The organism is Enterobacter cloacae complex sp. 385G4, from assembly GCF_057320665.1.
In genome coordinates, this window is sequence record NZ_JBXWDD010000002.1 from 455,118 (window position 1) to 480,434 (window position 25,317).

Here is a 25,317-nt window from a genome sequence, read left to right on the forward strand (position 1 = left end):
ATTGTCGTAAGTTATGGTGAATCGGGGCCAATATCGCTGTAAGCCGCGTATTCACTGGGGTTGGGCGCCTTGACGTACCCTGTTTTGCCAGTTAAGGTGCCCTTCGTGCGCTAAGCATATTACGATTTCATTGACCTGTAGACCTGATTATCATGGACAAATTTGACGCTAATCGCCGCAAGCTGCTGGCGTTAGGTGGTGTTGCGCTTGGCGCAGCGGCCATCTTACCGACGCCAGCATTTGCCACCCTCTCTACACCTCGTCCGCGCGTTTTAACGCTCAGCAATCTTCACACCGGTGAGTCGCTAAAAGCGGAGTTTTTCGATGGCAGAGGCTATATTCAGGATGAATTAGCAAGACTCAACCATTTTTTCCGTGATTTCCGCGCGAATAAAGTAAAAGCCATCGACCCAGGACTGTTTGATCAGCTTTTCCGCCTTCAGGGCCTGCTGGGCACCAGCAAGCCGGTGCAGCTTATTTCTGGTTATCGCTCAATTGATACCAACAATGAACTGCGCGCCCATAGCCGTGGGGTAGCGAAAAAAAGCTACCACACGAAGGGACAGGCAATGGATTTCCACATTGAAGGCGTTTCGTTAGCCAATATTCGCAAAGCCGCGTTATCTATGCGCGCTGGTGGTGTAGGATATTACCCACGTAGCAACTTTGTGCATATTGATACCGGGCCGGTTCGGCACTGGTAATAACGAAACACAGGAGCAGTATGAACTATCGTATTATTCCGGTTACCGCGTTCTCCCAGAACTGTTCATTAATCTGGTGCGAGCAAACCAAACTGGCCGCGCTTGTCGATCCCGGCGGTGACGCTGAGAAAATCAAGCAGGACGTTGCCGACAGCGGCGTGACGCTGATGCAGATTTTACTGACGCATGGTCACCTCGACCACGTAGGCGCAGCGGCTGAACTGGCTAAACACTACGGTGTGCCGATTATTGGCCCGGAAAAAGAAGATGAGTTCTGGCTGCAGGGGTTACCCGCCCAAAGCCGCATGTTTGGCCTTGATGAGTGTCTGCCATTGACGCCCGATCGCTGGCTGAACGAAGGAGAGCGCGTTAACGTAGGGAATGTGACTTTACAGGTGTTGCATTGTCCTGGGCACACGCCAGGCCATATCGTCTTCTTTGACGACCAGTCCCGTCTGCTGATTTCCGGCGATGTGATTTTCAAAGGTGGCGTAGGACGCAGCGATTTTCCGCGCGGCGATCACGGGCAGCTGATTCAGTCGATTAAACAGAAGTTATTGCCGCTGGGTGATGACGTAACGTTTATCCCTGGACACGGTCCGATGTCGACGCTGGGCTATGAACGGCTCCATAACCCGTTCCTTCAGGATGAAATGCCTGTCTGGTAACCAGCATAAAAAAAGCCTGCTTAACGCAGGCTTTTTTGTGGGCGCAAATTACAGGACGGCGACAATCGCTTCGCACAGTGGTGCCATGTTGTCAGGGGTCATGCCTGCAACGTTTACGCGGCCAGAGGCTACGGCGTATACGCCAAACTCTTCACGCAGACGCAGAACCTGCTCTTTGGTCAGGCCGCTGAACGAGAACATACCGTTCTGTTTGATGATGAAGCTGAAGTCGCGTTCAGCGCCTTTCTCCGCCAGGGTGTTCACAAACAGCAGGCGCATGCGCTGGATACGCTGACGCATATCGTTCAGCTCTTGTTCCCAAATCGCGCGCAGCGCATCGTTGCTCAGAATGGTCGCAACAACAGACGCACCGTGTGCCGGCGGGTTAGAGTAGTTTGCGCGGATAACGGATTTCATCTGGCTAAACGCGCGATCGACAGTCTCATCGTTAGCCGCAACCAGCGTACAGGCGCCTACACGCTCATTGTACAGACCAAAGTTCTTGGAGTAGGAGCTTGCAACGATCAGCTCCTGATGCACGGCTGCGAACGCGCGCAGGCCTTCAGCATCTTCTTCCAGACCGCGGGCGAAGCCCTGGTAAGCAAAGTCAAACAGCGGCAGCCAGCCTTTCTCAACGGAGAGCTTTGCCAGGTGTTCCCACTGCTCAAGCGTTGGATCGATACCGGTTGGGTTGTGGCAGCAGCCGTGGAACAGCACCACGTCACCCGCCTGCGCTTCGCTCAGGCTTGCCAGCAGGCCGTCAAAGTCCAGAGAGTGATTGGCCGCGTCGTAGTAAGCATATTCACGCACTTCCAGGCCGGCAGAGTTAAAGACGCTCTTGTGGTTCGGCCAGCTTGGGTTGCTCACCCAGACGCGCTTCACAGAGGTGTTTTTCGCAAGGAAATCCGCCGCCACGCGCAGCGCGCCGGTACCGCCAGGGGTCTGCGCCGTGCGCGCACGTTTGTCACTCACAATTGCGCTGCCTTTACCGAACAGCAGCTCCTGGGTGCAGCGACCAAATTCAGGGATACCATCAATACCGAGGTAGTTTTTGGTGGTTTCATTTTCCAGCAGATACTGCTCAGCTTTCTTAACGCTGGTCAGTACCGGAGTTTTGCCGGTTTCATCTTTATATACACCAATACCCAGGTTGATTTTGCCAGGGCGGTCGTCGGCACGAAACAGATCGGCCAGGCCCAGAATAGGGTCGGCAGGAGCGGCGGTAATGTTCTCAAACATGACGAAGTTCCATTGTGATTACAGAAGTGAAATCCGCTATCAGGTTAACGGTAGATTTACAAAATGCCAACCGTTTGCGACGAAAAGCGTGCGGCTTTTCAAAAGTCGCCATTATTTTCTGTCAGGCATAAAAAAACAGGGCCGAAGCCCTGTTCATTATGCATATAACAAAGTGGTGTTCTGATTAGAACTGGTAGGTTACACCCACAGCAGCCATATCGTCGTTGCCGTTCAGACCGCCAACAGCTTTCGCGTAGTCGGTGTCTTTATCCAGCAGGTTGATGTAGTAGTCAGCCCACACGTTGAAGTTTTTGTTGAAGTAGTAAGTGGTACCAACCTGGATGAATTTAGCCAGGTCTGCATCGCCACCGCTGAAGCCGCCGACGGCAGCCAGGTCTTTACCTTTGGTCTGCACGTAGGAGATTGCTGGACGCAGGCCGAAGTCGAACTGGTACTGAGCAACCACTTCGAAGTTCTGAGTTTTGTTAGCAAAACCTGCATCACCGCTAGAACCGGTACGGGTGGTGTTACGGGTTTCTGCATAGGTAGTTGCCAGGTAGAGGTTGTTAGCGTCGTATTTCAGACCCACGCCCCATGCTTCAGCTTTATCACCCTGGCCATCAGCTTTCTGGTTCAGAGTACGGTTAGCGTTGCTGTAAGATGCGATTGCACCGAAGCCTTCGCCGAAGTCGTAACCCAGGGAGTAACCTACGCCGTCACCGTTAGAGGTTTTAACGTCAGCACGGTCATTTTTACCCTGATACTGTACGCCCAGGCTCAGACCGTCAACCAGACCGAAGAAATCGCTGTTACGGTAGGTCAGCAGGCCGGTGCTGCGGCTGGTCATAAAGTTATCAACGTAGTTACCGCCCCAGGTCATACCGGAGAAGGACGGCGCCATATCGGTGTATGACTCAACGTCGTATACGATACCGTAGTTACGACCGTAGTCGATGCTGCCAGCGTCGCCCGCTTTCAGACCAGCAAAGGCCAGACGGTTTTTGTTAGACTGAGCGGTGTTCTCAGCCTGGTTAGCCATGAAGCGGTATTCCCACTGGCCGTAACCGGTCAGCTGGTCGTTGATCTGAGTTTCGCCTTTGAAACCGATCTGCGCGTAGGTAGCGTCGTTATTGTTAGTGTCATCGCCGGAGGTCACGAAATCGTGCTCGGCGTTAACTTTACCGTAGAAGTCCAGTTTGTTGCCGTTCTTGTTATAGATTTCTGCAGCGTTAGCTGCACCGGCTACCAGCAGGGCAGGGATTACCACTGCCAGAATATTGCGCTTCATCATTATTTATTACCCTCATTGGTTTTTTTATGACACTCGCCACTGCCGTCAATAAATTCTGTCAATAAATATTTCCGGAACTATTGATGAGAGTTTGGTGTCTTTATGTATCTGACAGGCATCTTTCCATTCACCGAAGCGTTTCGCTAGCCTGAAAGTGCTACAATTCTCAAGATTGAGTTACAGAAAGAAAATATGTGTAACTAAATGTGTATTTTTGGGAACTTTGTGAACCATCTCAAATTTCAGAACCCCCTGGCGAATTAAGCATCGGTTTGTTTCCTATATATATGAATTCCTTATGTTTAATTTGGATAAAGGCAATTCCTATAAACGAATGTTAAACGACTCGTTTTTTCTTATGACCCAATAAAGACTTCTGGATGGCTGAAAAATTGGTTGAAATTTGTGCTATTACTTCAGGATGTAGTAATCGCAATAAGAATGAGGTTAATTTTTTGTGGCTGGATATTTCGCGGAAACAAAACGTAACAGGTAGCGGTTGTGACGGGGTAGTGGTTTAAAAACGCTGACTTTACGCTGACAAAAACTGACAGGGCAGAATAAAATAATGGCCAGCAAATGCTGGCCATTGTCTGTTGCGTTGCTTAGAAGCTGGCGTTGCGTGGTGTACGCGGGAACGGAATTACGTCACGCACGTTCTGAACGCCAGTAACGTAGGCGATCAGACGCTCGAAGCCCAGACCGAACCCAGCGTGCGGAACGGTGCCATAACGGCGCAGATCGCGATACCAGCTATAGTCCGCAGGGTTGAGCCCCATCTCTGCCATGCGCGTGTCAAGCACGTCCAGACGCTCTTCACGCTGAGAACCACCAATGATTTCACCGATGCCCGGCGCCAGTACGTCCATCGCTGCCACGGTTTTCCCGTCTTCGTTAAGGCGCATATAGAAGGCCTTAATGTCTTTCGGGTAGTTTTTAACGACAACCGGCGCTTTGAAATGTTTCTCGGCGAGATAGCGTTCGTGCTCAGACGCCAGATCGACGCCCCAGTAAACCGGGTTCTCGAACTTCTCACCGCATTTCTCGAGGATCGCCACCGCATCGGTGTAGTCCACCTGCGCAAAGTCGGCAGAGACGAAACGCTCCAGACGTGCTACAGCATCGCTGTCTACGCGTTCGGCGAAGAACTTCATGTCGTCAGGACGCTCTTCCAGCACCGCTTTGAAGACGTACTTCAGCATCGCTTCTGCGAGACCTGCAACGTCATTCAGATCGGCAAACGCCACTTCCGGCTCCAGCATCCAGAATTCCGCCAGGTGGCGGCTGGTGTTGGAGTTTTCGGCGCGGAAGGTTGGGCCGAAGGTATAGATCTTAGACAGCGCACAGGCGTAGGTTTCGCCGTTGAGCTGGCCGGATACCGTCAGGAAGGCTTCTTTACCAAAGAAGTCTTTGTCGTAGTCGACTTTACCTTCCGGCGTGCGCGGCAGGTTTTCCATGTCCAGCGTCGAGACGCGGAACATTTCGCCTGCGCCTTCCGTATCGGACGCGGTGATCAGCGGGGTAGACACCCAGAAATAACCCTGCTCATCGAAGAAGCGATGCAGCGCCTGGGCCAGCGTATGGCGCACGCGAGCCACCGCACCAATCAGGTTGGTACGCGGACGCAGGTGTGCGACTTCACGCAGGTATTCAATGCTGTGACGTTTTGCCGCCATCGGGTAGGTGTCCGGATCTTCAACCCAGCCAGTCACTTCAATGGCAGAAGCCTGGATCTCGAAACTCTGGCCCTGGCCCGGGGATGCCACAACCACACCGGTGACGATAACGGAACAACCCGTTGTCAGGCGCAGAACGTCATCATTGTAATTGGGCAGAGAATTATTAATGACGGCCTGTACAGGATCAAAGCAGGAACCGTCATAGACGGCAAGGAAGGAGATGCCAGCTTTAGAATCTCGGCGAGTACGCACCCATCCGCGCACGGTGACCTCCTGGTCAACGGCGACACGGCCCTGGAGTACGTCGGCTACAGGCACAACGCTCATAATATTCTCTCTGTTAATAGTCGGAAAAAATAAACACTTGTCCACCCCAAGACGGGGGGATATCTATGTTACCTGCCAACCGCTATCAGACAAGTAAATTTCGCAGTCAAAAGAGAAGAATTGAGAAATAAATAAGGGAAGGGAGCCCTGAAGGCTCCCGTAAGCGCTTAACTGGCTTTTTTGATCTGGGGGAGATCGAACGCTTTGCGCAATGCGCGAACAAACGCTTTGTCATGGCATATGGTTTTACCCGGGCTGTCAGAGAGCTTAGCCACCGGCTTGCCGTTACATTCCACCAGCTTTATCACAATATTCAGAGGTTTTACCTGAGGAATGTCGCAGGTCAACCGGGTACCGATCCCGAAGCCCAGGTTAATTCTGGCATTGAAATGACGATACAGTTCGACGGCTTTTGCCAGGTCGAGATTATCGGAGAAGACCAGCACCTTGCTCATCGGGTCAATGCCGAGTTTTTGGTAATGAGCAATCGCCTTTTCGCCCCATTCAACCGGATCCCCTGAGTCGTGGCGTAACCCCTGGTAACGCTCAGCGAACTCGGGACCAAAGTCGCGCAGGAAGGCATCCATCGTAATACAGTCGGTCAGGGCGATCCCGAGTTGATTCGGGTACTCTTCAAGCCACGCAGCCAGCGCCGCACGCTGGCTGTTAGCCAGGTCCGGGCTAATTTGCTGATGCGCCTGGAACCACTCGTGCGCCTGGGTGCCCATTGGCGTCAGGTTGAGGCGACGCGCCAAATCGTAGTTGCTGGTACCCACGAACCACGGCTCCTGCTGCAAACGTTCAACGATAGCTTGCTGAACCTCGCGAGAGAAGCGGCGACGGGTGCCGAAATCCATCAGGCGGAAGCGGGACATATCCAGCCCTTCGGTCAGCGATGAGAATGCCTCAAGTTTGTTCTCCAGCGAGGCGACCGCCTGTTCGACGCCCGTTTCAGGCGAACGGTAGCGGTGAGCCAGCTCGCTGATGACGGCCAGAAGCGGCACTTCCCACATGATCACTTCCCGCCACGGACCTTCAAGACGAATATCCAGCTTGCCGTTCTCGTTGGTCACGGTGACCTGTTCAGGCTTATAGCGGAAGTCGCGCAGCCAGTTCAGATAGTCCGCTTTAAAGAAAGGCAGGCCAGAAAGCCACTGATATTCGTCATCGGTGAGCGCCAGATGCTGCATCGCATCGACCTGTTCACGAATGGAGTCTGCGTAGATACCGAGCAAGTCGTCACCACGGCAGCGGAATTCCGCCGCGACGTGAACGTCATAGTAATGGTGGAAAACGGCTTGCTGCATATGCAGTTTATACGCGTCGGTATCCAGCAACGTATGCAGAACCGGAGAAGCGAATTGAGTCATAGGTGCGCTGTAGCATCCTCTCACGGGAGCGTTTAGTACAATAAACAACTCCGGAGTATACCTTGTTTAGTGATTTATTGAACCCCGATCACAACATAAGCACACTTTATGGTCGAGAGCATTTCGTGCCCCGTGTTATACAAATGTAGCGAAAAAGGTGTTTAAGCCTGAAAAGATGAACATTCTGCATAGCGCGTTTTACGCAACAGGAATATATTGAAACGTTACTCGACAAACGATGCATAAGGTTTTCTATGACACAACAGCCACAAGCCAAATACCGCCACGACTACCGTGCGCCGGAATACCTGATTAGCGATATCGACCTGACTTTTGACCTGGATGCCACAAAAACCGTTGTGACGGCGGTAAGCCAGGTGACGCGCCACAGCGCGACTGCCGTACCGCTGCGTCTGGATGGCGAAGACCTGACGCTGGTCTCCCTGCACATTAACGATGAAGCCTGGTCAGATTATAAAGAAGAAGGCAACCAGCTGGTCATCGACAACCTGCCGGAACGCTTTACGCTGCGCATCGTGAATGAAATCAGCCCTGCCGCCAACACGGCGCTGGAAGGGCTCTACCAGTCAGGCGTGGCCCTGTGTACCCAGTGTGAAGCCGAAGGTTTCCGCCACATTACCTGGTACCTGGACCGCCCGGACGTGCTGGCGCGTTTTACCACCAAAATCATTGCCGATAAAACCCTCTATCCGTTCCTGCTCTCCAACGGTAACCGCGTGGGTGAGGGCGAGCTGGAAAATGGCCGTCACTGGGTGCAGTGGCAGGATCCGTTCCCGAAACCGTGCTACCTGTTTGCGCTGGTGGCGGGTGATTTCGACGTGCTGCGCGATACCTTCAAAACCCGCTCTGGCCGCGAAGTGGCGCTGGAGCTGTTCGTTGACCGCGGCAACCTTGATCGCGCGCCGTGGGCGATGACTTCACTCATTAACTCCATGAAATGGGACGAAGAGCGTTTCGGCCTCGAATACGATCTCGACATCTATATGATCGTCGCTGTCGACTTCTTCAACATGGGCGCGATGGAGAATAAAGGCCTTAACATCTTTAACTCCAAGTACGTGCTGGCGCGTACCGATACCGCCACCGATAAAGACTACCTCGATATCGAACGCGTTATCGGCCACGAGTATTTCCATAACTGGACCGGTAACCGCGTCACTTGCCGCGACTGGTTCCAGCTGAGCCTGAAAGAGGGGCTGACCGTCTTCCGCGATCAGGAGTTCAGCTCCGATCTGGGCTCGCGGGCGGTCAACCGCATCAACAACGTGCGCACCATGCGCGGCCTGCAGTTTGCGGAAGATGCCAGCCCAATGGCGCACCCGATCCGTCCGGATAAAGTCATTGAGATGAATAACTTTTACACCCTGACGGTGTACGAGAAGGGCGCTGAAATTATCCGCATGATCCACACCCTGCTGGGTGAAGAGAATTTCCAGAAAGGGATGCAGCTTTACTTCGAACGTCACGACGGCAGCGCGGCTACCTGCGACGACTTCGTGCAGGCGATGGAAGACGCGTCCAACGTTGATCTTTCTCACTTCCGCCGCTGGTACAGCCAGGCCGGGACCCCGATTGTCACCGTTAAGGACGACTACAACCCGGAAACCGAGCAATACACTCTGACCATCAGCCAGCGCACGCCGCCAACCGCCGAGCAGGAAGAAAAATATCCGCTGCACATTCCGTTCAGCATTGAGCTGTACGACAACGAAGGCAACGTCATCCCGCTGCAGAAGGGCGGCCACCCGGTGCACCACGTGCTGAACGTGACCCAGGCAGAGCAGACCTTTATCTTCGATAACGTCTACTTCCAGCCGGTGCCTGCGCTGCTGTGCGAGTTCTCCGCGCCGGTGAAGCTGGAGTACAAGTGGAGCGACCAGCAGCTGACGTTCCTGATGCGTCACGCCCGCAACGATTTCTCCCGCTGGGACGCGGCGCAGAGCCTGCTGGCAACCTACATCAAGCTTAACGTGAACCGTTACCAGCAGGGCCAGCCGCTGACGCTGCCGGTGCATGTGGCAGACGCGTTCCGCGCCATCCTGCTGGACGAGAAGATTGACCCGGCGCTGGCGGCTGAAATTCTGACGCTGCCGTCCGCGACTGAAATTGCGGAGCTGTTCGACATTATCGACCCGATTGCCATCGTGGCGGTGCGCGAAGCGCTGACCCGCACGCTGGCGACCGAACTGGCGGATGAATTCCTGGCGCTCTACAACGCTAACAAGCTTGACGCGTATCGCGTGGAGCATGCGGATATCGGCAAGCGTAGCCTGCGCAATACCTGCCTGCGCTATCTTGCGTTTGGTGAGCCCGAATTGGCGAACGCGCTGGTGAGCAAGCAGTATCACGAAGCGGATAACATGACTGATGCGCTCGCGGCCCTGGCGGCAAGCGTTGCCGCTGAACTGCCGTGCCGCGATGCGCTGATGCAGGAGTATGACGACAAGTGGCACCAGGATGGTCTGGTGATGGACAAGTGGTTTATTCTGCAGGCGACCAGCCCGGCGGCCGATGCGCTTAGCAAAGTTCGCAGCCTGCTTAAGCACCGTTCGTTCACCATGAGCAACCCGAACCGCGTTCGCTCGCTGATTGGCGCATTTGCCAGCAGTAACCCGGCCGCGTTCCACGCCGAAGACGGCAGCGGATACCAGTTTATGGTGGAAATGCTGACCGAGCTGAACAGCCGTAACCCGCAGGTTGCATCACGTCTGATTGAGCCGCTGATCCGCCTGAAACGCTATGATGCGCAGCGTCAGGCGAAAATGCGCACCGCGCTTGAGCAGCTGAAAGGGCTGGAAAATCTGTCTGGCGATCTGTACGAGAAGATTGCTAAGGCGCTGGCCTGATGTAAAAAAGCCCGGTGGCGCTACGCTAACCGGGCCTACGTGAGGGCGCGGGACATCGGTTTTCTCCCTCTCCCTGTGGGAGAGGGCATCAGGCATTGGCCTTTATCCGCTGAATCTCCGCTTCCCCACGTTTCATCACCCGATTCAGCACTTCGGCTTCCAGCTCCGCCAGTCTGGCCGATCCCACGCGGCGAGGACGTGGAATATCTACCGTCAGATCCAAACCGATTTTCCCGTTTTCTATAAGCAATACCCGGTCCGCCATCGCCACGGCTTCGCTGACGTCATGCGTCACCAGCAGTACCGTAAAGCCGTGCGCCTGCCAGAGGGATTCAATCAGATCCTGCATTTCTATCCGCGTCAGGGCATCAAGAGCGCCGAGCGGCTCATCAAGCAGCAGCAGGCCGGGACGGTGAATCAACGCTCGCGCCAGCGCCACGCGCTGCTTCTGGCCGCCCGACAGCGCCGCAGGCCATTCACCTGCACGGTTTTCCAGCCCGACGGCGGCCAGCGCCTGACGGGCTTCATCCCGCCAGTTGCCTTTGAGCCCCAGCCCGACGTTATCAATCACCGTTTTCCACGGCAGCAGGCGCGCATCCTGAAACATCATGCGCGTATCGTCCTGAATATTGGCCAGCGGCGTGGTTCCTGCCAGAATCTCTCCACCGTTGGGGGCCTCCAGCCCGGCTAAAAGACGCAGGAGTGTGCTTTTTCCGCCGCCGCTGCGCCCGACTACAGCCACAAACTGGCCGGCGGGAATGTGCAGATCCAGCCCGTTAAGAATGGTGTTTTCGCCGTAGCGTTTGGTTACGCCGTTCAGCAGCAGCGGCGTGCCCTGATTTAGTCGTGCGGTATTCATGCTTTCGCCTCCTGAAGGGTATAGGCCGGATTCCAGCGCAGCCAGCTGCGCTCCAGCCACTGTGCGCTGACGTCGGCGAGTTTGCCGAGCAGTGCATACAGAATGATGGCGACCACCACCACGTCCGTTTGCAGGAATTCGCGGGCGTTCATCGCCAGGTAGCCAATACCGGAGTTGGCTGAGATGGTTTCCGCCACAATCAGCGTCAGCCACATCAGGCCGAGCGCAAAGCGCACCCCGACCATAATGGAGGGCAGGGCGCCCGGCAGAATCACGTGAGCAAAGAGGGAAAAACCCGATAAGCCGTAGCTGCGTGCCATCTCCACCAGACCGCGATCGATATTGCGGATGCCGTGCCAGGTGTTGATGTATATCGGGAACAGCGTGCCCAGCGCCACGAGGAAGATTTTGGCGCTCTCATCGATCCCAAACCACAAAATGACCAGCGGGATCAGCGCCAGATGCGGCACGTTGCGCAGCATCTGGATGGAGGTATCCAGCAGCCTTTCCCCCCAGCGTGAAAGGCCGCTGATCAGACCCAGCACCAGACCGATGCTGCCGCCGATGGAAAACCCAATCACCGCGCGCCAGGAGCTGATCGCCAGATGTTGCCACAGCTCTCCGCTGACGCTCAGCGACCAGAACGCTTCGATAACGCCCTCCGGAGAGGGCAAAATGCGGCTCGACAGCCAGCCGGTGGTCGACGCGAGCTGCCAGAGCGCCACGATGCCGACGGGCAAAAACCACGGGGCGGCGCGCAGCAGCCATTTTTGTGAGGTGGCAGACATGGTCACTCCTTAGCTCTGTGCGGCTTTGCGCGGAATAAACTCGTTTGCCACGGCTTCGCCCTGCAGCTGGAGCCGCTGCGGCTGCGGAATTTCCGGAACGGCGACATCCAGATGCGGGAATAACAGCTCGCCCACCCTGTAGGCCTCTTCCAGGTGCGGATAGCCGGAGAGAATAAAGCTGTCGATGCCCAGGTCAGCGTATTCATTAATACGTGCAGCCACGGTTGGCCCGTCGCCGACCAGCGCCGTGCCCGCGCCGCCGCGTACCAGACCCACGCCCGCCCACAGGTTCGGGCTGATTTCCAGATTCTCGCGCTTGCCGTTGTGCAGAGAGGCCATGCGGTGCTGCCCGACGGAGTCGGTTTTGGCAAACGCAGCCTGCGCCTTCGCAATGGTCTCATCGTCCAGATGGGAGATCAGACGGTCTGCCGCCTGCCAGGCTTCTTCATTGGTTTCGCGCACAATCACGTGCAGGCGAATCCCGAAGCGCACCTTGCGGCCATGGGCGGCGGCTTTGGCGCGGACCTGGGCAATTTTCTCTTTCACCAGCTCGGGCGGCTCGCCCCAGGTCAGATAGAGATCGACCTGCTCGGCGGCCAGATCCTGGGCCACATCCGACGATCCGCCAAAATAGAGCGGAGGGCGCGGCTGCTGCACTGGCGGGAAGTAGAGCTTCGCGTCGCGAACGTGAATATGCTTACCTTCAAAGGTGACGGTTTCGCCTTCCAGCAGGCGTCGCCAGACGCGGGTAAATTCGGCGGAGGCTTCATAGCGCTCGGTATGGTCGAGGAACACGCCGTCACCCGCCAGCTCCTGCGGATCGCTGCCCGTCACCAGGTTAAACAGAGCGCGGCCGTTGGAGAGCCTGTCCAGCGTTGCTGCCTGACGCGCCGCCACGGTGGGTGAAACGACGCTCGGACGCAATGCAACCAGGAATTTAAGGCGCTGGGTGACCGGGATCATCGACGCGGCCACCAGCCAGGCATCCTCGCACGAGCGTCCGGTCGGGATCAGCACGCCGGTAAAACCGATTCGGTCCGCCGCCTGGGCAATCTGCTGAAGATAGCCATGGTCAACCGGGCGCGAGCCCTCTTCTGTACCAAGATAGTGTCCATCACCGTGGGTGGGTAAAAACCAGAAAAGATTCAGACTCATGATTTAGCTCCTTCTTTGCCAGCGGGCTGCCAGATGCGTTCGCGAATATCGACCTGTTTTGGTACCAGGCGGTTTTGATAGAAGAGGTCAGCAGTCTGTTGCTGAAGCGCGGCGACGTGTGCGTCGACAGGCGCAATGGTGGTGGGCGGACGGTGACTGAGGTAGCTCGCGATCACCGGCTCAGGTAAGCCCATGGTTTTTGCCAGCAGGGCGATGCTCGCCTGACGCTGGCTCTGGGTCAGGGCATCTGCCTGCGTAAAGGTATCCAGTACGCCCTGAATAAACGCGCCGTTTTTTTCGGCGTAAGGGCGTGAGGCGAGGTAGAACGAACCGGTTTGCTTCAGCGTGGTACCGTCTTTCAGCACCCGTACGCCACCCTGCAGTAATGCCGCGGAGTAGTACGGATCCCAGATAGCCCAGGCATCAACGTTTTTCTGCTGGAACGCGGCGCGCGCGTCGGCGGGCGTCAGGTAAACGGGCTGAATGTCGGTGAACTTGAGCCCAGCTTCCTGTAAGGCGCGCAGCAGCAGGTTGTGCGAGCTGGAACCTTTCTGGAAAGCGACCTTACGCCCTTTAAGGTCGGAGACGCTTTTAATGTCACTGTTTTCAGGTACCAGGATGACTTCGGCTTTCGGCTTAGCGGGTTCTACACCGACGTATACCAGGTCTGCCCCGGCAGCCTGAGCGAAAATAGGCGGGATGTCGCCCGTACTGCCCAGATCGATACTGCCGACGTTCAGGGCTTCAAGCATCTGCGGCCCTGCCGGGAACTCCACCCATGAGAATTTGGTGTCCGGGAAGCGTTTTTCCAGCAGCTGGTGGCTTTTTGCCAGCACCATACTGACGCTGCCTTTTTGGTAGCCAATCCGTAAACTGTCCGGTGCGGTTTCTGCGGCATGTGCCAGCGCGGTAAACGCCATCAGGCCAGCCAGTCCGAGGCGGGTTAAGGTTTTAAACATGTGCGACTCCCTGCGGCGGATTAAAAGAAGGAACCTGGATATCCCGGCGATGCAGCGCGTGCCAGAAAGTTTCCAGCGAGGCATCAAGGCGCGTTTGCAGATTCGGCGTGAAGTGCGGCTTATGCTGGTAGTCAATGACCTGCGAATCATCCGCGAAAACGCCGTGAAGGATCTCCTGCGCCTTCAGGGCGTTTAGCACCGGCTTCAGGGCGTAATCTACCGCCAGTAAATGGGCCACCGTGCCGCCCGTTGCCAGCGGCAGAACCACTTTGCCGTCCAGTGCGCGCTCGGGGAGAAGATCGAGCAGCGTTTTCAGCGCGCCCGAAAAAGAGGCTTTATAAATCGGGGTCGCAACGATGAGGCCGTCCGCTTCCTTGAGCTGCTCAGTGAGGGTTTTCAGCGCGGGGCTGTCGAAGCGGGCATACAGCAAATCTTCAGGTTCGAAGTTATGCAGATTCCAGTGGCACACTTCCACGTCCAGGGCATTGAGCTTGTCGCGGGCATATTCCAGCAGGGCGCTGGAACGCGAAGGGAATCGTGGACTTCCGGCCAGGGTAATGACGCGCATACTTCCTCCTTATAACTAATTGTTTGCTTTTATCTAACATTCATAACAATTTTCAGGAGTGTGACACCGCGCGGTTATTCCACTAAATGATTTATCCGCAATTAAACTGCGAAAAACTGCATAAGAAAGAGAGTGGGAGGTAAACGATTGCGTTTTACACCGATTTTTTTGCCGCAGGTCAATTCCCTTTCGTGACGGGATCGCCCATAATCCCCTCCCGGTTTGCACACCGGGAATCCAGGAGAGTTCATGTACTACCCCTTCGTTCGTAAAGCCCTTTTCCAGCTCGACCCCGAGCGCGCTCATGAATTTACATTCCAGCAATTACGTCGTATTACAGGAACGCCTCTGGCGGCCCTGGTGCGTCAAAACGTGCCGGAAAAGCCTGTGCAGTGCATGGGGCTGACCTTTAAAAATCCGCTGGGTCTGGCGGCCGGTCTGGACAAAAATGGCGAGTGCATTGATGCCCTGGGCGCGATGGGCTTTGGCTCCATCGAAATTGGTACCGTCACGCCGCGCCCGCAGCCGGGAAATGACAAGCCGCGCCTGTTCCGCCTGGTCGAAGCCGAAGGGTTGATCAACCGCATGGGCTTTAATAACCTCGGCGTTGATCATCTGGTAGAGAACGTGAAGAAAGCCCATTTTGATGGGGTGTTAGGCATCAATATTGGCAAAAATAAAGATACGCCCGTTGAGCAGGGTAAAGATGACTACCTGATTTGTATGGAAAAAGTCTACGCCTATGCCGGGTATATCGCGGTGAATATTTCCTCACCCAATACCCCGGGGCTGCGCTCCTTACAATATGGCGAAGCGCTGGACGATCTTCTGAGTGCCATTAAAAATAAACAAAATGAACTCCAGGCGATCCACCATAAATATGTTCCGGTCGCGGTGAAGATCGCGCCGGATCTTTCTGTCGAAGAATTGATCCAGGTTGCCGACAGTTTGGTTCGCCATAATATTGACGGGGTGATTGCAACGAATACCACGCTCGATCGTTCGCTCGTTCAGGGAATGAAAAACTGTGACGAAGCGGGTGGGTTAAGTGGCCGTCCGGTACAATTAAAAAGCACCGAAATTATTCGCGCGCTGTCTGCGGAATTAAAAGGCCGTTTACCGATTATTGGCGTCGGCGGTATCGACTCGGTGATTGCTGCGCGCGAGAAGATGGCGGCCGGTGCGTCACTGGTGCAAATCTATTCCGGCTTTATTTTTAAAGGCCCGCCTTTGATTAAAGAAATCGTTACGCATATCTAATCTTTTTTCTTAATCAGACAACCAGGGCTTTATTTCCAGCCCTGGTTGTTTTATATTCCGTCACTGTTGCTTATTTAGACATTATCGTCTTTTATTACTAGTGTTATAAACGAAGCGGCGAACAGGACATTTTTAGTACAGGACGTTTGGGGACGGGAGAGGCACATGCGAATTAAACCTGACGATAACTGGCGCTGGTATTTTTGCGACGAGCATGACCGTATGATGCTCGATTTAGCCAATGGCATGTTGTTTCGTTCTCGTTTTGCCCGCCGAATGTTAACCCCGGACGCGTTTTCTCCATCGGGCTTTTGCGTTGACGATGCGGCGCTTTATTTCTCCTTCGAAGAAAAATGCCGCGACCTGATGCTCTCTAAAGAGCAGCGTGCCGAACTGGTATTAAATGCGCTGGTGGCTATCCGTTTCCTGAAACCGCAAATGCCGAAAAGCTGGCATTTCCTGCCTCACGGCATGGACTGGACGCCAGCAACGGGCGATGCGGCCAGCGTTAACCTGAGCGATACCGCCGAAGAGGTGAGCCTGTTAGTGGTTGAACCGGGCGAAAACGCCGCACTCTGTCTGCTGGCGCAGCCCGGCGTGACGATTGCCGGGCGCGTAATGCAGTTAGGTGATGCGATCAAAGTCATGAATGACAGGCTGAAGCCACAGCTGCGCGTCGATGCCTTCCGCCTCGAACAAGCGGTTTAAGCTTCCAGTTGTACCGACGTTTTCGGTACGCAGCTACAGCACAGGATTGTGCCGTCATTTCCAATTGCAGATTTTTTCAGTGCACTCACTTCTCCCTCCAGCAGCTTGATGCGGCAGCATCCGCAAATTCCCGCGCGGCAGGAATACGGTACGCGAATACCGGCTTGCTCCAGCTGCTCCAGTAAAACCTGTTGATTGTTGCCACGAATAACCTTGCCCTGCCAGTGAATATCCACCCCAGTGGCGACATTCGTCTCAACCTCGACCATTTCTTCTTCCTGGCCTGAGCCGTACACTCGCGCCGGCCCGCGGGCGAGAATTTCAACCTCATCGCCTACGCGGATTGCGCCGCTGGATCGCGGGATCAGGTTCTGGCCGAAATCGACATCGCCGTTGTCCTGCGCGGTACGGAACGATTGCAGCGTTTTCAGCGGCTCGCCGGAAGGATGCTTTTGGCCTTTCTCAGGACTTACCGTGGTGAAAATGCAGCGGCTGCAGGGTTTGACGACATCAAAGATGACGCTGCCAATGCGGATGACTTTCCAGGTGTCTTCATCCCAGGCGTCCGCTCCGGTCACGACCAGATTCGGGCGGAACTGTTCCATCTGTACGCTGGCTTTACAGCGATTCTGTAAATCACGCAGAGACGCTTCGTTGGTGAGCAGGAACGGGAAGCCATCCGCGAAGGAGAGGGGAACGGCGTCGTGGCGCTTTACGCGACGCGTCAGTTCCGGCCCAACCCACCGCAGCTGCACGTCGCGGGAGAAGAAGCCGCTCAGCCAGCGGTTAATTTCATCCGGGGCGATGCGCGCGGTAAAATGGTTGCCCCATACTTCCGTTGGCGCGTCGACAGCCGCAAAATCCGCAAAGCGAATCACCGCGCTGGAACCGTCCGGCGCGGTAAGGTGCAAACCGTCGTGAAGCGGGGAAGGGGTAAAGCGAACCATCTGAGGGAACTGGCGTGCGGTGATAAACGTACCGTCAGGCTCGGTGACCATAAAAATACGATCGAAGGCGAACCCGCTCATGTCTGCCAGCGCGTGAGTGACGCCGATGCCGCGCATGGATTTCACCGGATGAATAAAAAGCCTGGATAACGTCGCCACTGCACACTCCCTCGAATGAAAATAAGCCTTCAACTTTATGACATACACGCCATATTAGCTATAATGCGCGACAATTTTCTAAGAGTAAAAGTGACGATATGAATTCTCTGTTTGCCAGTACGGCCCGTGGGCTGGAAGAGCTGTTAAAAACTGAACTGGAAAGCCTGGGCGCGCAAGAGTGTCAGGTGGTTCAGGGTGGTGTCCATTTTGAGGGCGACACGCGGCTTATTTACCAGAGCCTGATGTGGAGCCGTCTGGCGTCGCGCATCATGCTGCCGATGAAGGAATGCAAGGTCTATAGCGACCTGGATCTCTACACCGGCGTACAGATGATCGACTGGACAGAGATCTTCACGCCTAACGCCACCTTCGCGGTGCATTTCAACGGCGTGAACGACGAGATCCGCAACAGCCAGTACGGCGCCCTGCGCGTAAAAGACGCCATTGTGGACTGCTTCACGCGTAAAAATAAGGAACGTCCGAACGTTGATCGCGAAAACCCGGACCTGCGTATCAACGTCTGGCTGAACGGCGACACGGCGAGCATCTCCCTCGATCTGAGCGGCGCGGGTCTGCACCTGCGCGGCTACCGCGATCGCACCGGTATGGCGCCGATCAAAGAAACCCTGGCCGCCGCCATCGTGATGCGCTCCGGCTGGCAGCCGGGCACGCCGCTGCTCGACCCAATGTGTGGCTCCGGTACGCTGCTGATTGAGGCTGCAATGCTGGCAACCGACCGTGCGCCGGGGCTGCACCGCGGCCACTGGGGCTTCAAAGGCTGGGCGCAGCACGACGAAGCGCTCTGGAAAGAGGTTAAAGACGACGCGCAGACCCGCGCGCGTAAGGGGCTGGCGGAATATACCTCTCATTTCTACGGTTCGGATAGCGACCCTCGCGTCATTGAGCGCGCGCGCAGCAACGCCCGTCGCGCCGGTATCGGCGAGCTGGTTACCTTCGAGGTGAAAGACGTGGCGAACCTGACCAACCCGCTGCCGAAGGGCCCGTACGGGACCGTAATCAGCAACCCGCCATACGGCGAGCGTCTGGACAGCGAGCCTGCGCTGATTGCCCTGCACAGCCTGCTGGGCCGCAATATGAAGGACCACTTCGGCGGCTGGAATCTGTCTCTGTTCAGCGCCTCGCCGGAGCTGCTGAGCTGCCTGCAGCTGCGTGCCGATCGCCAGTTTAAAGCGAAAAACGGCCCGCTGGACTGCGTGCAGAAAAACTATCATCTGGCAGAGAAAGCGGCGGACAGCAAGCCAACCGGCGTGGCAGAGGATTACGCCAACCGCCTGCGCAAGAACCTGAAGAAATTTGAAAAATGGGCGAAGCAGGAAGGGATCGAGTGTTATCGCCTGTACGATGCCGACCTGCCGGAGTACAACGTGGCGGTTGACCGCTATGCGGACTGGGTGGTGATTCAGGAATATGCTCCGCCGAAAACCATCGATGCGCAAAAAGCGCGCCAGCGCATGCTGGACGTCATTGCGGCCACCATTGCCGTGCTGGGGATTGTGCCGAACAAGCTGGTGCTGAAAACCCGCGAGCGTCAGAAGGGTAAAAACCAGTACCAGAAGATGGGCGAAAAGGGCGACTTTATCGAAGTGGGCGAATACAACGCTCGCCTGTGGGTGAACCTGACCGACTATCTTGATACCGGCCTGTTCCTCGACCACCGCATCGCCCGCCGTATGCTCGGCCAGATGAGCAAGGGCAAAGATTTCCTCAACCTGTTTTCCTACACCGGCAGCGCCAGCGTGCATGCCGGTCTCGGCGGCGCGCGCAGCACTACCACGGTGGATATGTCCCGCACCTATCTCGAGTGGGCCGAGCGTAACCTGCGTCTGAACGGCTTAACCGGACGTCAGCATCGCCTGATGCAGGCCGACGTGCTGGGCTGGCTGCGCGATACCGACGAGCAGTTCGACCTGATCTTTATCGATCCGCCGACCTTCTCTAACTCCAAGCGCATGGAGGATAGCTTTGACGTTCAACGCGATCACCTGCGCCTGATGACCGACCTGAAGCGCCTGCTGCGCAAAGGCGGCACCATTATGTTCTCGAATAACAAACGCGGCTTCCGTATGGATCATGACGGCCTGGCAGCCCTGGGACTGAAAGCACAAGAAATCAGTCAAAAAACGCTGTCTCAGGACTTCGCCCGTAACCGTCAAATTCATAACTGCTGGTTGATTACCGCGGTCTGAAAGGAAAAATAAATGTCATTAATTAGTATGCACGGCGCGTGGCTCTCTTTCAGCGACTCACCGCTTCTCGATAATGCAGAGCTGCATATCGAAGATAACGAGCGCGTCTGTCTGGTGGGCCGTAACGGCGCGGGTAAATCCACGCTGATGAAAATCCTCAACCGCGAGCAGGGGTTGGATGATGGCCGCATCGTATACGAGCAGGATCTGATCGTCTCCCGCCTCCAGCAGGATCCGCCGCGTCATGTGACCGGCAGCGTGTACGATTTCGTGGCGGAAGGCATCTCCGAGCAGGCGGAGTACCTGAAGCGCTATCACGAGATTTCGCATCTGGTGATGACCGACCCGAGCGACAAGAATCTCAACGAACTGGCGAAAGTGCAGGAGATGCTCGATCACCACGGTTTGTGGCAGCTGGAAAACCGCATTAACGAGGTGCTGGCGCAGCTCGGGCTGGAACCCGACATGGAGCTGTCGGCGCTCTCCGGCGGCTGGCTGCGTAAAGCGGCGCTGGGGCGCGCGCTGGTCAGCGGCCCTAAGGTACTGCTGCTGGACGAACCAACCAACCACCTGGATATCGAAGCAATTGACTGGCTGGAAGGTTTCCTGAAAACCTTCAGCGGCACCATCATCTTCATCTCGCACGACCGTTCGTTTATTCGCAATATGGCGACGCGCATTGTTGACCTCGACCGCGGCAAGCTGGTCACCTATCCTGGCGATTACGACACCTATCTGCTGGAGAAAGAAGAAAACCTGCGCGTGGAAGAGCTGCAGAATGCGGAGTTCGACCGCAAGCTGGCGCAGGAGGAGGTCTGGATCCGCCAGGGCATCAAAGCCCGCCGTACCCGTAACGAAGGCCGCGTGCGTGCCCTGAAGGCGATGCGTCGCGAGCGCAGCGAGCGCCGCGAAGTCATGGGCAGCGCCAAAATGCAGGTGGAAGAGGCGTCCCGCTCCGGCAAGATTGTCTTCGAAATGGAAAACGTTAACTACCAGGTTGACGGCAAGGTGCTGGTGAAAGATTTCTCTGCGCAGGTTCAGCGCGGGGACAAAATTGCGCTCATCGGCCCGAACGGCTGCGGCAAAACCACGCTGCTGAAGCTGATGCTGGGCCAGCTGCAGGCCGACAGCGGTCGCATTCACTGTGGCACCAAGCTGGAAGTGGCCTACTTCGATCAGCACCGTGCGGAGCTGGATCCGGACCGCACGGTGATGGACAACCTCGCCGAAGGTAAACAGGAAGTGATGGTAAACGGCAAGCCGCGTCACGTTCTGGGCTACCTGCAGGACTTCCTGTTCCACCCGAAACGCGCCATGACACCGGTGCGCGCGCTGTCTGGCGGGGAGCGTAACCGTCTTCTGCTGGCCCGTCTGTTCCTGAAGCCAAGTAATCTGTTGATCCTCGATGAACCGACGAACGATTTGGATGTCGAAACGCTGGAATTACTCGAAGAGCTGATCGATGGGTATCAGGGAACCGTGATGCTGGTTAGCCACGATCGTCAGTTCGTGGATAACACCGTGACCGAGTGCTGGATCTTAGAAGGTGAAGGGCGAATTGGCCAGTACGTGGGCGGTTATCACGACGCAAAAGGGCAGCAGTCGCAGTCTCTGGCGCAGAAACAGTCGAAGTCCAGAACAAGTTCTGAACCTGCTGTAACAAAAGCAGAAACTGTCAAGAAAACCTCGGCTAAACTAAGCTATAACCTGCAGCGCGAACTGGAGGGGCTACCTCAGCGTCTTGAAGAGCTGGAGGCCGCGCTTGAGGAGCTGCAAGCGCAGGTTGCTGATGCCTCATTCTTTACCCAATCGCATGACTATACTCAGAAAGTACTGGCTGAAATGTCCGCGGCTGAAAAAGCCCTGGAAGAAGCATTTGAGCGCTGGGAGTACCTTGAGTCTCTGAAAAACGGCGCATAACAGGGATTAAATATGTGTGACCAGCACCATGCCGACAGGCATATATTATGCTCGCAATGCGATTTGCTCGTGGCGTTGCCAGAGCTTGGTCACGGACATAAAGCCCAGTGTCCACGCTGTGGCGCGACGTTGACAACAGAGTGGGACGCGCCGCGGCAGCGTCCCACCGCTTACGCGCTGGCAGCACTGTTCATGCTGCTGCTCTCCAATCTCTTCCCCTTCGTCTATATGAAGGTAGGCGGGATGACAAGCCAGGTGGATCTGCTTGAAATCCCGGGCGTGATGTTCTCGGAAGATTACGCCAGCCTCGGCACCTTTTTTCTGCTCTTCGTCCAGATAGTCCCGGCGTTCTGCCTGGTCATCATCCTGCTGCTGGTTAACCGCGTCAGGATGCCGTCACCGCTGAAAATCCGGCTCGCGCGCATCCTTTTTCAGCTCAAAAGCTGGGGGATGGCCGAGATCTTTCTCGCAGGGATACTGGTCAGTTTCGTGAAGCTGATGGCGTACGGCGACGTGGGGATAGGCAGCAGTTTTATTCCCTGGTGTCTGTACTGTGTCCTGCAGCTGCGTGCTTTCCAGTGCGTGGACAGGCGCTGGGCCTGGGACGATATCGCCCCGGCACCGACGCTCGCGCAGACGGTGAAGGTCGGCGTGCCGGGTATCCGCCAGGGGCTCCGTTCTTGTCCGTGCTGTACCGCCGTGCTGCCCGCCGATCTTGAGGTTTGTCCGCGCTGCGAAACGAAGGGCCATGTTCGCCGTAAAAATAGCCTGCAGTGGACGATGGCACTGCTGGTCACGTCCGTCATGCTGTATCTGCCCGCTAATATTCTGCCGATTATGATCACCGATTTGCTCGGCGATAAAATGCCCTCGACGATCCTCGCCGGGGTCATACTGCTGTGGAGCGAAGGATCCTATCCTGTCGCCGGCGTGATTTTCATCGCCAGTATCATGGTGCCCACTTTAAAAATGATCGCCATTGCCTGGCTCTGTTGGGATGCAAAAGGCCACGGAAAACGCGACAGTGAACGCATGCATCTGATTTACGAAGTGGTCGAATTTGTCGGTCGTTGGTCAATGATCGACGTGTTTGTGATTGCCGTTCTCTCTGCGCTGGTGCGGATGGGCGGTTTGATGAGTATTTATCCCGCGATGGGGGCTTTAATGTTTGCACTGGTGGTAATTATGACCATGTTTGCGGCCATGACCTTCGACCCTCGTTTATCGTGGGATCGTGAGCCTGAATCAAGCCATGAGGAAGAGTAAGAGCATGGAAAATAAGAGTGGAGAGGCGAAAGTGCAGAAGGTCAAAAACTGGTCGCCGGTGTGGATTTTCCCCATCGTGACCGCGCTGATCGGTGCATGGATCCTGTTTTATCACTACAGCCATCAGGGACCGGAAGTGACGCTGATTACCACCAATGCCGAAGGAATTGAGGGCGGTAAAACGACCATCAAAAGCCGCAGCGTGGATGTGGGCGTGGTGGAAAGCGCAACCCTGACCGACGATTTAACCCATGTGGAGATTAAGGCGCGTCTTAATGCCGGCATGGAAAAACTCCTGCACGGCGATTCTGTTTTCTGGGTGGTTAAACCGCAGGTGGGACGTGAAGGGATCAGCGGCTTAGGAACGCTGCTCTCAGGTGCCTACATCGAACTGCAGCCGGGTGCAAAAGGCAGCCAGCCGGCGCAGTACCAGCTTCTGGATTCACCGCCGCTAGCACCGCCTGATGCAAAAGGTATCCGCGTGATCCTCGACAGTAAAAAAGCGGGCCAGCTCACGGCGGGCGACCCGGTACTTTTCCGCGGCTATCGCGTGGGTTCGGTGGAGAAAAGCACCTTTGATCCTCAGAAAAGATCCATCAGCTATCAGCTGTTCATCAATGCGCCTAACGATCGTCTGGTTACCAGCAACGTCCGTTTCTGGAAAGACAGCGGCATCGCGGTGGATCTGACCTCGGCGGGCATGCGTGTAGAAATGGGCTCGCTGACAACACTGTTTGGCGGCGGCGTGAGTTTTGACGTACCCGAAGGTCTGGACCTGGGGCAGCCGGTTGCGGAGAACACTGCTTTCCGCCTGTTCGACGATCAAAAAAGCATTCAGGATGCACTCTATACCGATCACATCGACTACCTGATGTTCTTTAAGGATTCTGTTCGCGGCCTGCAGCCTGGGGCGCCCGTTGAGTTCCGCGGTATTCGTCTGGGGACGGTGGGACAAGTGCCTTACTTTGTTCCAGGCCTTAAGCAGATGCTTGATGATGATTACCGTATTCCGGTGCTGATCCGCATTGAGCCTGAGCGCCTGATCAACCAGATTGGTGAGAATCAGGATATCGGCGAGCACATCACCGACCTGATGAATCGCGGTCTGCGCGGCTCGCTGAAAACCGGTAACCTGGTGACCGGCGCACTGTATGTCGATATGGACTTCTATCCAAAAGCGCCGCCGATTACCGGTATGCGTGAGTTTGGTGGTTACAAGATCATCCCAACGGTAAGCAGCGGTCTGGCCCAGATCCAGCAGCGTCTCATGGAAACGCTGGATAAAATTAACAATCTGCCTCTGAACCCAATGATTGAGGCGGCGACAGGTTCGTTACATCAAAGCCAGGCGACAATGCAGCGCCTGCAGACCACGCTGGATAACATCAACAAGATTACTGCAAACCAGAGTATGCAGCAGCTGCCGCAGGATATGCAGAAAACGCTGCGCGAGCTGAATCGCAGTATGCAGGGCTTCCAGCCTGGCTCGGCGGCGTACAACAAGATGGTGGCAGATATGCAGCGTCTCGATCAGGTCTTGCGTGAACTGCAGCCGGTTCTGAAAACGCTCAACGAGAAGAGCAACGCGCTGGTGTTCGAAGCGAAAGATAAAAAGGATCCTGAGCCGAAGAGGGCGAAACAATGAAAAAATGGCTAGCGATTGCAGGAGCGATGGTACTCACGGCCTGTAGCTCCGGGAGCGAAACGAAAAGCTACTACCAGCTGCCTCTGGTGACGCATGCGGTTACGCAAAGTTCCGCCTCGCAGGGCAACCGTCTGCTGTGGGTTGAGCAGGTCGCCGTGCCGGATTACCTGGCCGGCAACGGGGTGGTCTATCAGACCAGCGATGTACAGTACGTTATCGCCAACAACAACCTGTGGGCCAGCCCGCTGGACCAGCAGTTACGCAACACGCTGGTGGCGAATCTGGGCAGTCAGCTTCCGGGCTGGGTTGTTGCCTCCCAGCCTTTGGGAAGCGATCAGGACACGCTGAACGTCACGGTAACGGGCTTCCACGGCCGTTATGACGGTGCCGTTGTCATCAGCGGCGAGTGGCTGTTGAATCATCAGGGACAGCTGATTAAGCGTCCTTTCCATCTGGAGCTGAAGCAGCAGAAGGATGGCTATGATGAAATGGTGAAAGTGCTGGCTCAGGGTTGGGCGCAGGAGTCAGCCAGTATCGCCAGGGAAATTTCCCGGCTGCCATAAGTAAAATTCATCGTCAAAAACCGCAATCGGCCTGGTGCTGATTGCGGTTTTTTTTTCGTTTTTGCGTCAGGTTGTTACTTGTGCCGGGTCACATTTTTTGTACAAATGATCTTCTGGCTAGCTCACAAATATGACACCCGTATGAATTTTGAACATTGACGCTGGGAC

Annotated in this window: 20 protein-coding genes; 10 read left to right on the top strand and 10 right to left on the bottom strand. The window is 55.7% G+C overall.

Annotated elements, in window-relative coordinates; all coding sequences use genetic code 11:
- The first annotated feature begins 152 nt into the window (after positions 1 to 152).
- Positions 153 to 704, top strand: coding sequence for a peptidoglycan L,D-endopeptidase MepK (gene mepK / locus AC2FAJ_RS09975; protein WP_028012580.1), 552 nt, complete (start codon positions 153 to 155; stop codon positions 702 to 704).
- A gap of 20 nt (positions 705 to 724) precedes the next feature.
- On the top strand, positions 725 to 1,372 hold the full coding sequence (locus tag AC2FAJ_RS09980; protein ID WP_028012581.1) for an MBL fold metallo-hydrolase: 648 nt from the start codon (positions 725 to 727) through the stop codon (positions 1,370 to 1,372).
- A 48-nt stretch (positions 1,373 to 1,420) separates the two neighbouring features.
- Here AC2FAJ_RS09980 and aspC read toward each other — a convergent pair whose 3' ends face one another.
- From aspC to pncB, 4 genes are all read right to left on the bottom strand, one after another.
- A complete protein-coding gene (gene aspC / locus AC2FAJ_RS09985) occupies positions 1,421 to 2,611 on the bottom strand; it encodes an aspartate transaminase (RefSeq protein WP_045630029.1) in 1,191 nt (396 codons plus the stop codon).
- A 184-nt stretch (positions 2,612 to 2,795) separates the two neighbouring features.
- Positions 2,796 to 3,902 (bottom strand): porin, encoded by a 1,107-nt coding sequence (locus AC2FAJ_RS09990; protein WP_041910616.1) that lies wholly within the window; start codon positions 3,900 to 3,902, stop codon positions 2,796 to 2,798.
- A gap of 605 nt (positions 3,903 to 4,507) precedes the next feature.
- Positions 4,508 to 5,908: an asparagine--tRNA ligase gene (gene asnS / locus AC2FAJ_RS09995; RefSeq protein WP_047362727.1), complete on the bottom strand. Its 1,401-nt coding sequence runs from the start codon at positions 5,906 to 5,908 to the stop codon at positions 4,508 to 4,510.
- 167 nt (positions 5,909 to 6,075) lie between these two features.
- The gene (pncB, locus tag AC2FAJ_RS10000) at positions 6,076 to 7,278 is read right to left on the bottom strand and encodes a nicotinate phosphoribosyltransferase (RefSeq protein WP_485454096.1); all 1,203 of its coding nucleotides are present in this window, start codon (positions 7,276 to 7,278) and stop codon (positions 6,076 to 6,078) included.
- A 254-nt stretch (positions 7,279 to 7,532) separates the two neighbouring features.
- On the opposite strand from pncB, the gene pepN reads away from it, so the two are divergent.
- A complete protein-coding gene (gene pepN / locus AC2FAJ_RS10005) occupies positions 7,533 to 10,145 on the top strand; it encodes an aminopeptidase N (RefSeq protein WP_485454097.1) in 2,613 nt (870 codons plus the stop codon).
- A gap of 88 nt (positions 10,146 to 10,233) precedes the next feature.
- Here the strand turns inward: pepN and ssuB are convergent, their stop codons facing one another.
- The 5 genes from ssuB to ssuE are packed head-to-tail and all read right to left on the bottom strand — an operon-like array spanning position 10,234 to position 14,474.
- Positions 10,234 to 11,004, bottom strand: coding sequence for an aliphatic sulfonates ABC transporter ATP-binding protein (gene ssuB / locus AC2FAJ_RS10010; RefSeq protein ID WP_047368222.1), 771 nt, complete (start codon positions 11,002 to 11,004; stop codon positions 10,234 to 10,236).
- The gene (gene ssuC, locus AC2FAJ_RS10015) at positions 11,001 to 11,792 is read right to left on the bottom strand and encodes an aliphatic sulfonate ABC transporter permease SsuC (RefSeq protein WP_028012588.1); all 792 of its coding nucleotides are present in this window, start codon (positions 11,790 to 11,792) and stop codon (positions 11,001 to 11,003) included. The genes ssuB and ssuC overlap by 4 nt, the downstream gene beginning before the upstream one ends.
- Before the next feature lie 9 nt (positions 11,793 to 11,801).
- Entirely contained in the window at positions 11,802 to 12,947 is a 1,146-nt protein-coding gene (gene ssuD / locus AC2FAJ_RS10020; protein ID WP_028012589.1) for an FMNH2-dependent alkanesulfonate monooxygenase, read from the bottom strand.
- Positions 12,944 to 13,906 carry a sulfonate ABC transporter substrate-binding protein gene (locus AC2FAJ_RS10025; protein ID WP_028012590.1) on the bottom strand — a complete coding sequence of 321 codons (963 nt, stop codon included), beginning with the start codon at positions 13,904 to 13,906 and terminating at the stop codon, positions 12,944 to 12,946. Before AC2FAJ_RS10025 ends, ssuD begins: the two co-directional genes overlap by 4 nt.
- Positions 13,899 to 14,474: an NADPH-dependent FMN reductase gene (ssuE, locus tag AC2FAJ_RS10030; RefSeq protein WP_028012591.1), complete on the bottom strand. Its 576-nt coding sequence runs from the start codon at positions 14,472 to 14,474 to the stop codon at positions 13,899 to 13,901. Before ssuE ends, AC2FAJ_RS10025 begins: the two co-directional genes overlap by 8 nt.
- Positions 14,475 to 14,723: 249 nt before the next feature.
- Between ssuE and pyrD the strand changes: the two genes are divergently transcribed.
- Both pyrD and zapC read left to right on the top strand, forming a co-directional pair.
- Positions 14,724 to 15,734: a quinone-dependent dihydroorotate dehydrogenase gene (gene pyrD, locus AC2FAJ_RS10035; protein WP_045261711.1), complete on the top strand. Its 1,011-nt coding sequence runs from the start codon at positions 14,724 to 14,726 to the stop codon at positions 15,732 to 15,734.
- A 165-nt stretch (positions 15,735 to 15,899) separates the two neighbouring features.
- Positions 15,900 to 16,442: a cell division protein ZapC gene (gene zapC, locus AC2FAJ_RS10040; RefSeq protein ID WP_045630034.1), complete on the top strand. Its 543-nt coding sequence runs from the start codon at positions 15,900 to 15,902 to the stop codon at positions 16,440 to 16,442.
- Here zapC and AC2FAJ_RS10045 read toward each other — a convergent pair.
- Positions 16,439 to 17,548, bottom strand: a complete 1,110-nt coding sequence (locus tag AC2FAJ_RS10045; RefSeq protein ID WP_047368226.1) for a YcbX family protein — start codon at positions 17,546 to 17,548, stop codon at positions 16,439 to 16,441. The genes zapC and AC2FAJ_RS10045 overlap by 4 nt on opposite strands.
- Before the next feature lie 98 nt (positions 17,549 to 17,646).
- Here AC2FAJ_RS10045 and rlmKL point away from each other — a divergent pair, with 98 nt between their 5' ends.
- Genes rlmKL through pqiC form a run of 5 tightly spaced genes read left to right on the top strand, consistent with a single transcriptional unit; the run spans position 17,647 to position 25,149 of the window.
- The gene (gene rlmKL, locus AC2FAJ_RS10050; RefSeq protein WP_485454098.1) at positions 17,647 to 19,755 is read left to right on the top strand and encodes a bifunctional 23S rRNA (guanine(2069)-N(7))-methyltransferase RlmK/23S rRNA (guanine(2445)-N(2))-methyltransferase RlmL; all 2,109 of its coding nucleotides are present in this window, start codon (positions 17,647 to 17,649) and stop codon (positions 19,753 to 19,755) included.
- Positions 19,756 to 19,767: 12 nt separating this feature from the next.
- The gene (locus AC2FAJ_RS10055) at positions 19,768 to 21,675 is read left to right on the top strand and encodes an ABC transporter ATP-binding protein (protein ID WP_485454099.1); all 1,908 of its coding nucleotides are present in this window, start codon (positions 19,768 to 19,770) and stop codon (positions 21,673 to 21,675) included.
- 12 nt (positions 21,676 to 21,687) lie between these two features.
- The gene (pqiA, locus tag AC2FAJ_RS10060; RefSeq protein ID WP_041910607.1) at positions 21,688 to 22,941 is read left to right on the top strand and encodes a membrane integrity-associated transporter subunit PqiA; all 1,254 of its coding nucleotides are present in this window, start codon (positions 21,688 to 21,690) and stop codon (positions 22,939 to 22,941) included.
- 4 nt (positions 22,942 to 22,945) lie between these two features.
- Positions 22,946 to 24,586, top strand: coding sequence for an intermembrane transport protein PqiB (gene pqiB, locus AC2FAJ_RS10065; protein WP_028012598.1), 1,641 nt, complete (start codon positions 22,946 to 22,948; stop codon positions 24,584 to 24,586).
- Positions 24,583 to 25,149 carry a membrane integrity-associated transporter subunit PqiC gene (pqiC, locus tag AC2FAJ_RS10070; RefSeq protein ID WP_041910606.1) on the top strand — a complete coding sequence of 189 codons (567 nt, stop codon included), beginning with the start codon at positions 24,583 to 24,585 and terminating at the stop codon, positions 25,147 to 25,149. Before pqiB ends, pqiC begins: the two co-directional genes overlap by 4 nt.
- Positions 25,150 to 25,317 lie beyond the last annotated feature (168 nt).

Excerpts from the sequence above, each read along its gene's own strand:
- mepK (WP_028012580.1), top strand. The coding sequence starts at position 153 with ATGGACAAATTTGACGCTAATCGCCGCAAGCTGCTGGCGTTAGGTGGT.
- AC2FAJ_RS09980 (WP_028012581.1), top strand. The coding sequence starts at position 725 with ATGAACTATCGTATTATTCCGGTTACCGCGTTCTCCCAGAACTGTTCA.
- aspC (WP_045630029.1), bottom strand. The coding sequence starts at position 2,611 with ATGTTTGAGAACATTACCGCCGCTCCTGCCGACCCTATTCTGGGCCTG.
- AC2FAJ_RS09990 (WP_041910616.1), bottom strand. The coding sequence starts at position 3,902 with ATGATGAAGCGCAATATTCTGGCAGTGGTAATCCCTGCCCTGCTGGTA.
- asnS (WP_047362727.1), bottom strand. The coding sequence starts at position 5,908 with ATGAGCGTTGTGCCTGTAGCCGACGTACTCCAGGGCCGTGTCGCCGTT.
- pncB (WP_485454096.1), bottom strand. The coding sequence starts at position 7,278 with ATGACTCAATTCGCTTCTCCGGTTCTGCATACGTTGCTGGATACCGAC.
- pepN (WP_485454097.1), top strand. The coding sequence starts at position 7,533 with ATGACACAACAGCCACAAGCCAAATACCGCCACGACTACCGTGCGCCG.
- ssuB (WP_047368222.1), bottom strand. The coding sequence starts at position 11,004 with ATGAATACCGCACGACTAAATCAGGGCACGCCGCTGCTGCTGAACGGC.
- ssuC (WP_028012588.1), bottom strand. The coding sequence starts at position 11,792 with ATGTCTGCCACCTCACAAAAATGGCTGCTGCGCGCCGCCCCGTGGTTT.
- ssuD (WP_028012589.1), bottom strand. The coding sequence starts at position 12,947 with ATGAGTCTGAATCTTTTCTGGTTTTTACCCACCCACGGTGATGGACAC.
- AC2FAJ_RS10025 (WP_028012590.1), bottom strand. The coding sequence starts at position 13,906 with ATGTTTAAAACCTTAACCCGCCTCGGACTGGCTGGCCTGATGGCGTTT.
- ssuE (WP_028012591.1), bottom strand. The coding sequence starts at position 14,474 with ATGCGCGTCATTACCCTGGCCGGAAGTCCACGATTCCCTTCGCGTTCC.
- pyrD (WP_045261711.1), top strand. The coding sequence starts at position 14,724 with ATGTACTACCCCTTCGTTCGTAAAGCCCTTTTCCAGCTCGACCCCGAG.
- zapC (WP_045630034.1), top strand. The coding sequence starts at position 15,900 with ATGCGAATTAAACCTGACGATAACTGGCGCTGGTATTTTTGCGACGAG.
- rlmKL (WP_485454098.1), top strand. The coding sequence starts at position 17,647 with ATGAATTCTCTGTTTGCCAGTACGGCCCGTGGGCTGGAAGAGCTGTTA.
- AC2FAJ_RS10055 (WP_485454099.1), top strand. The coding sequence starts at position 19,768 with ATGTCATTAATTAGTATGCACGGCGCGTGGCTCTCTTTCAGCGACTCA.
- pqiA (WP_041910607.1), top strand. The coding sequence starts at position 21,688 with ATGTGTGACCAGCACCATGCCGACAGGCATATATTATGCTCGCAATGC.
- pqiB (WP_028012598.1), top strand. The coding sequence starts at position 22,946 with ATGGAAAATAAGAGTGGAGAGGCGAAAGTGCAGAAGGTCAAAAACTGG.
- pqiC (WP_041910606.1), top strand. The coding sequence starts at position 24,583 with ATGAAAAAATGGCTAGCGATTGCAGGAGCGATGGTACTCACGGCCTGT.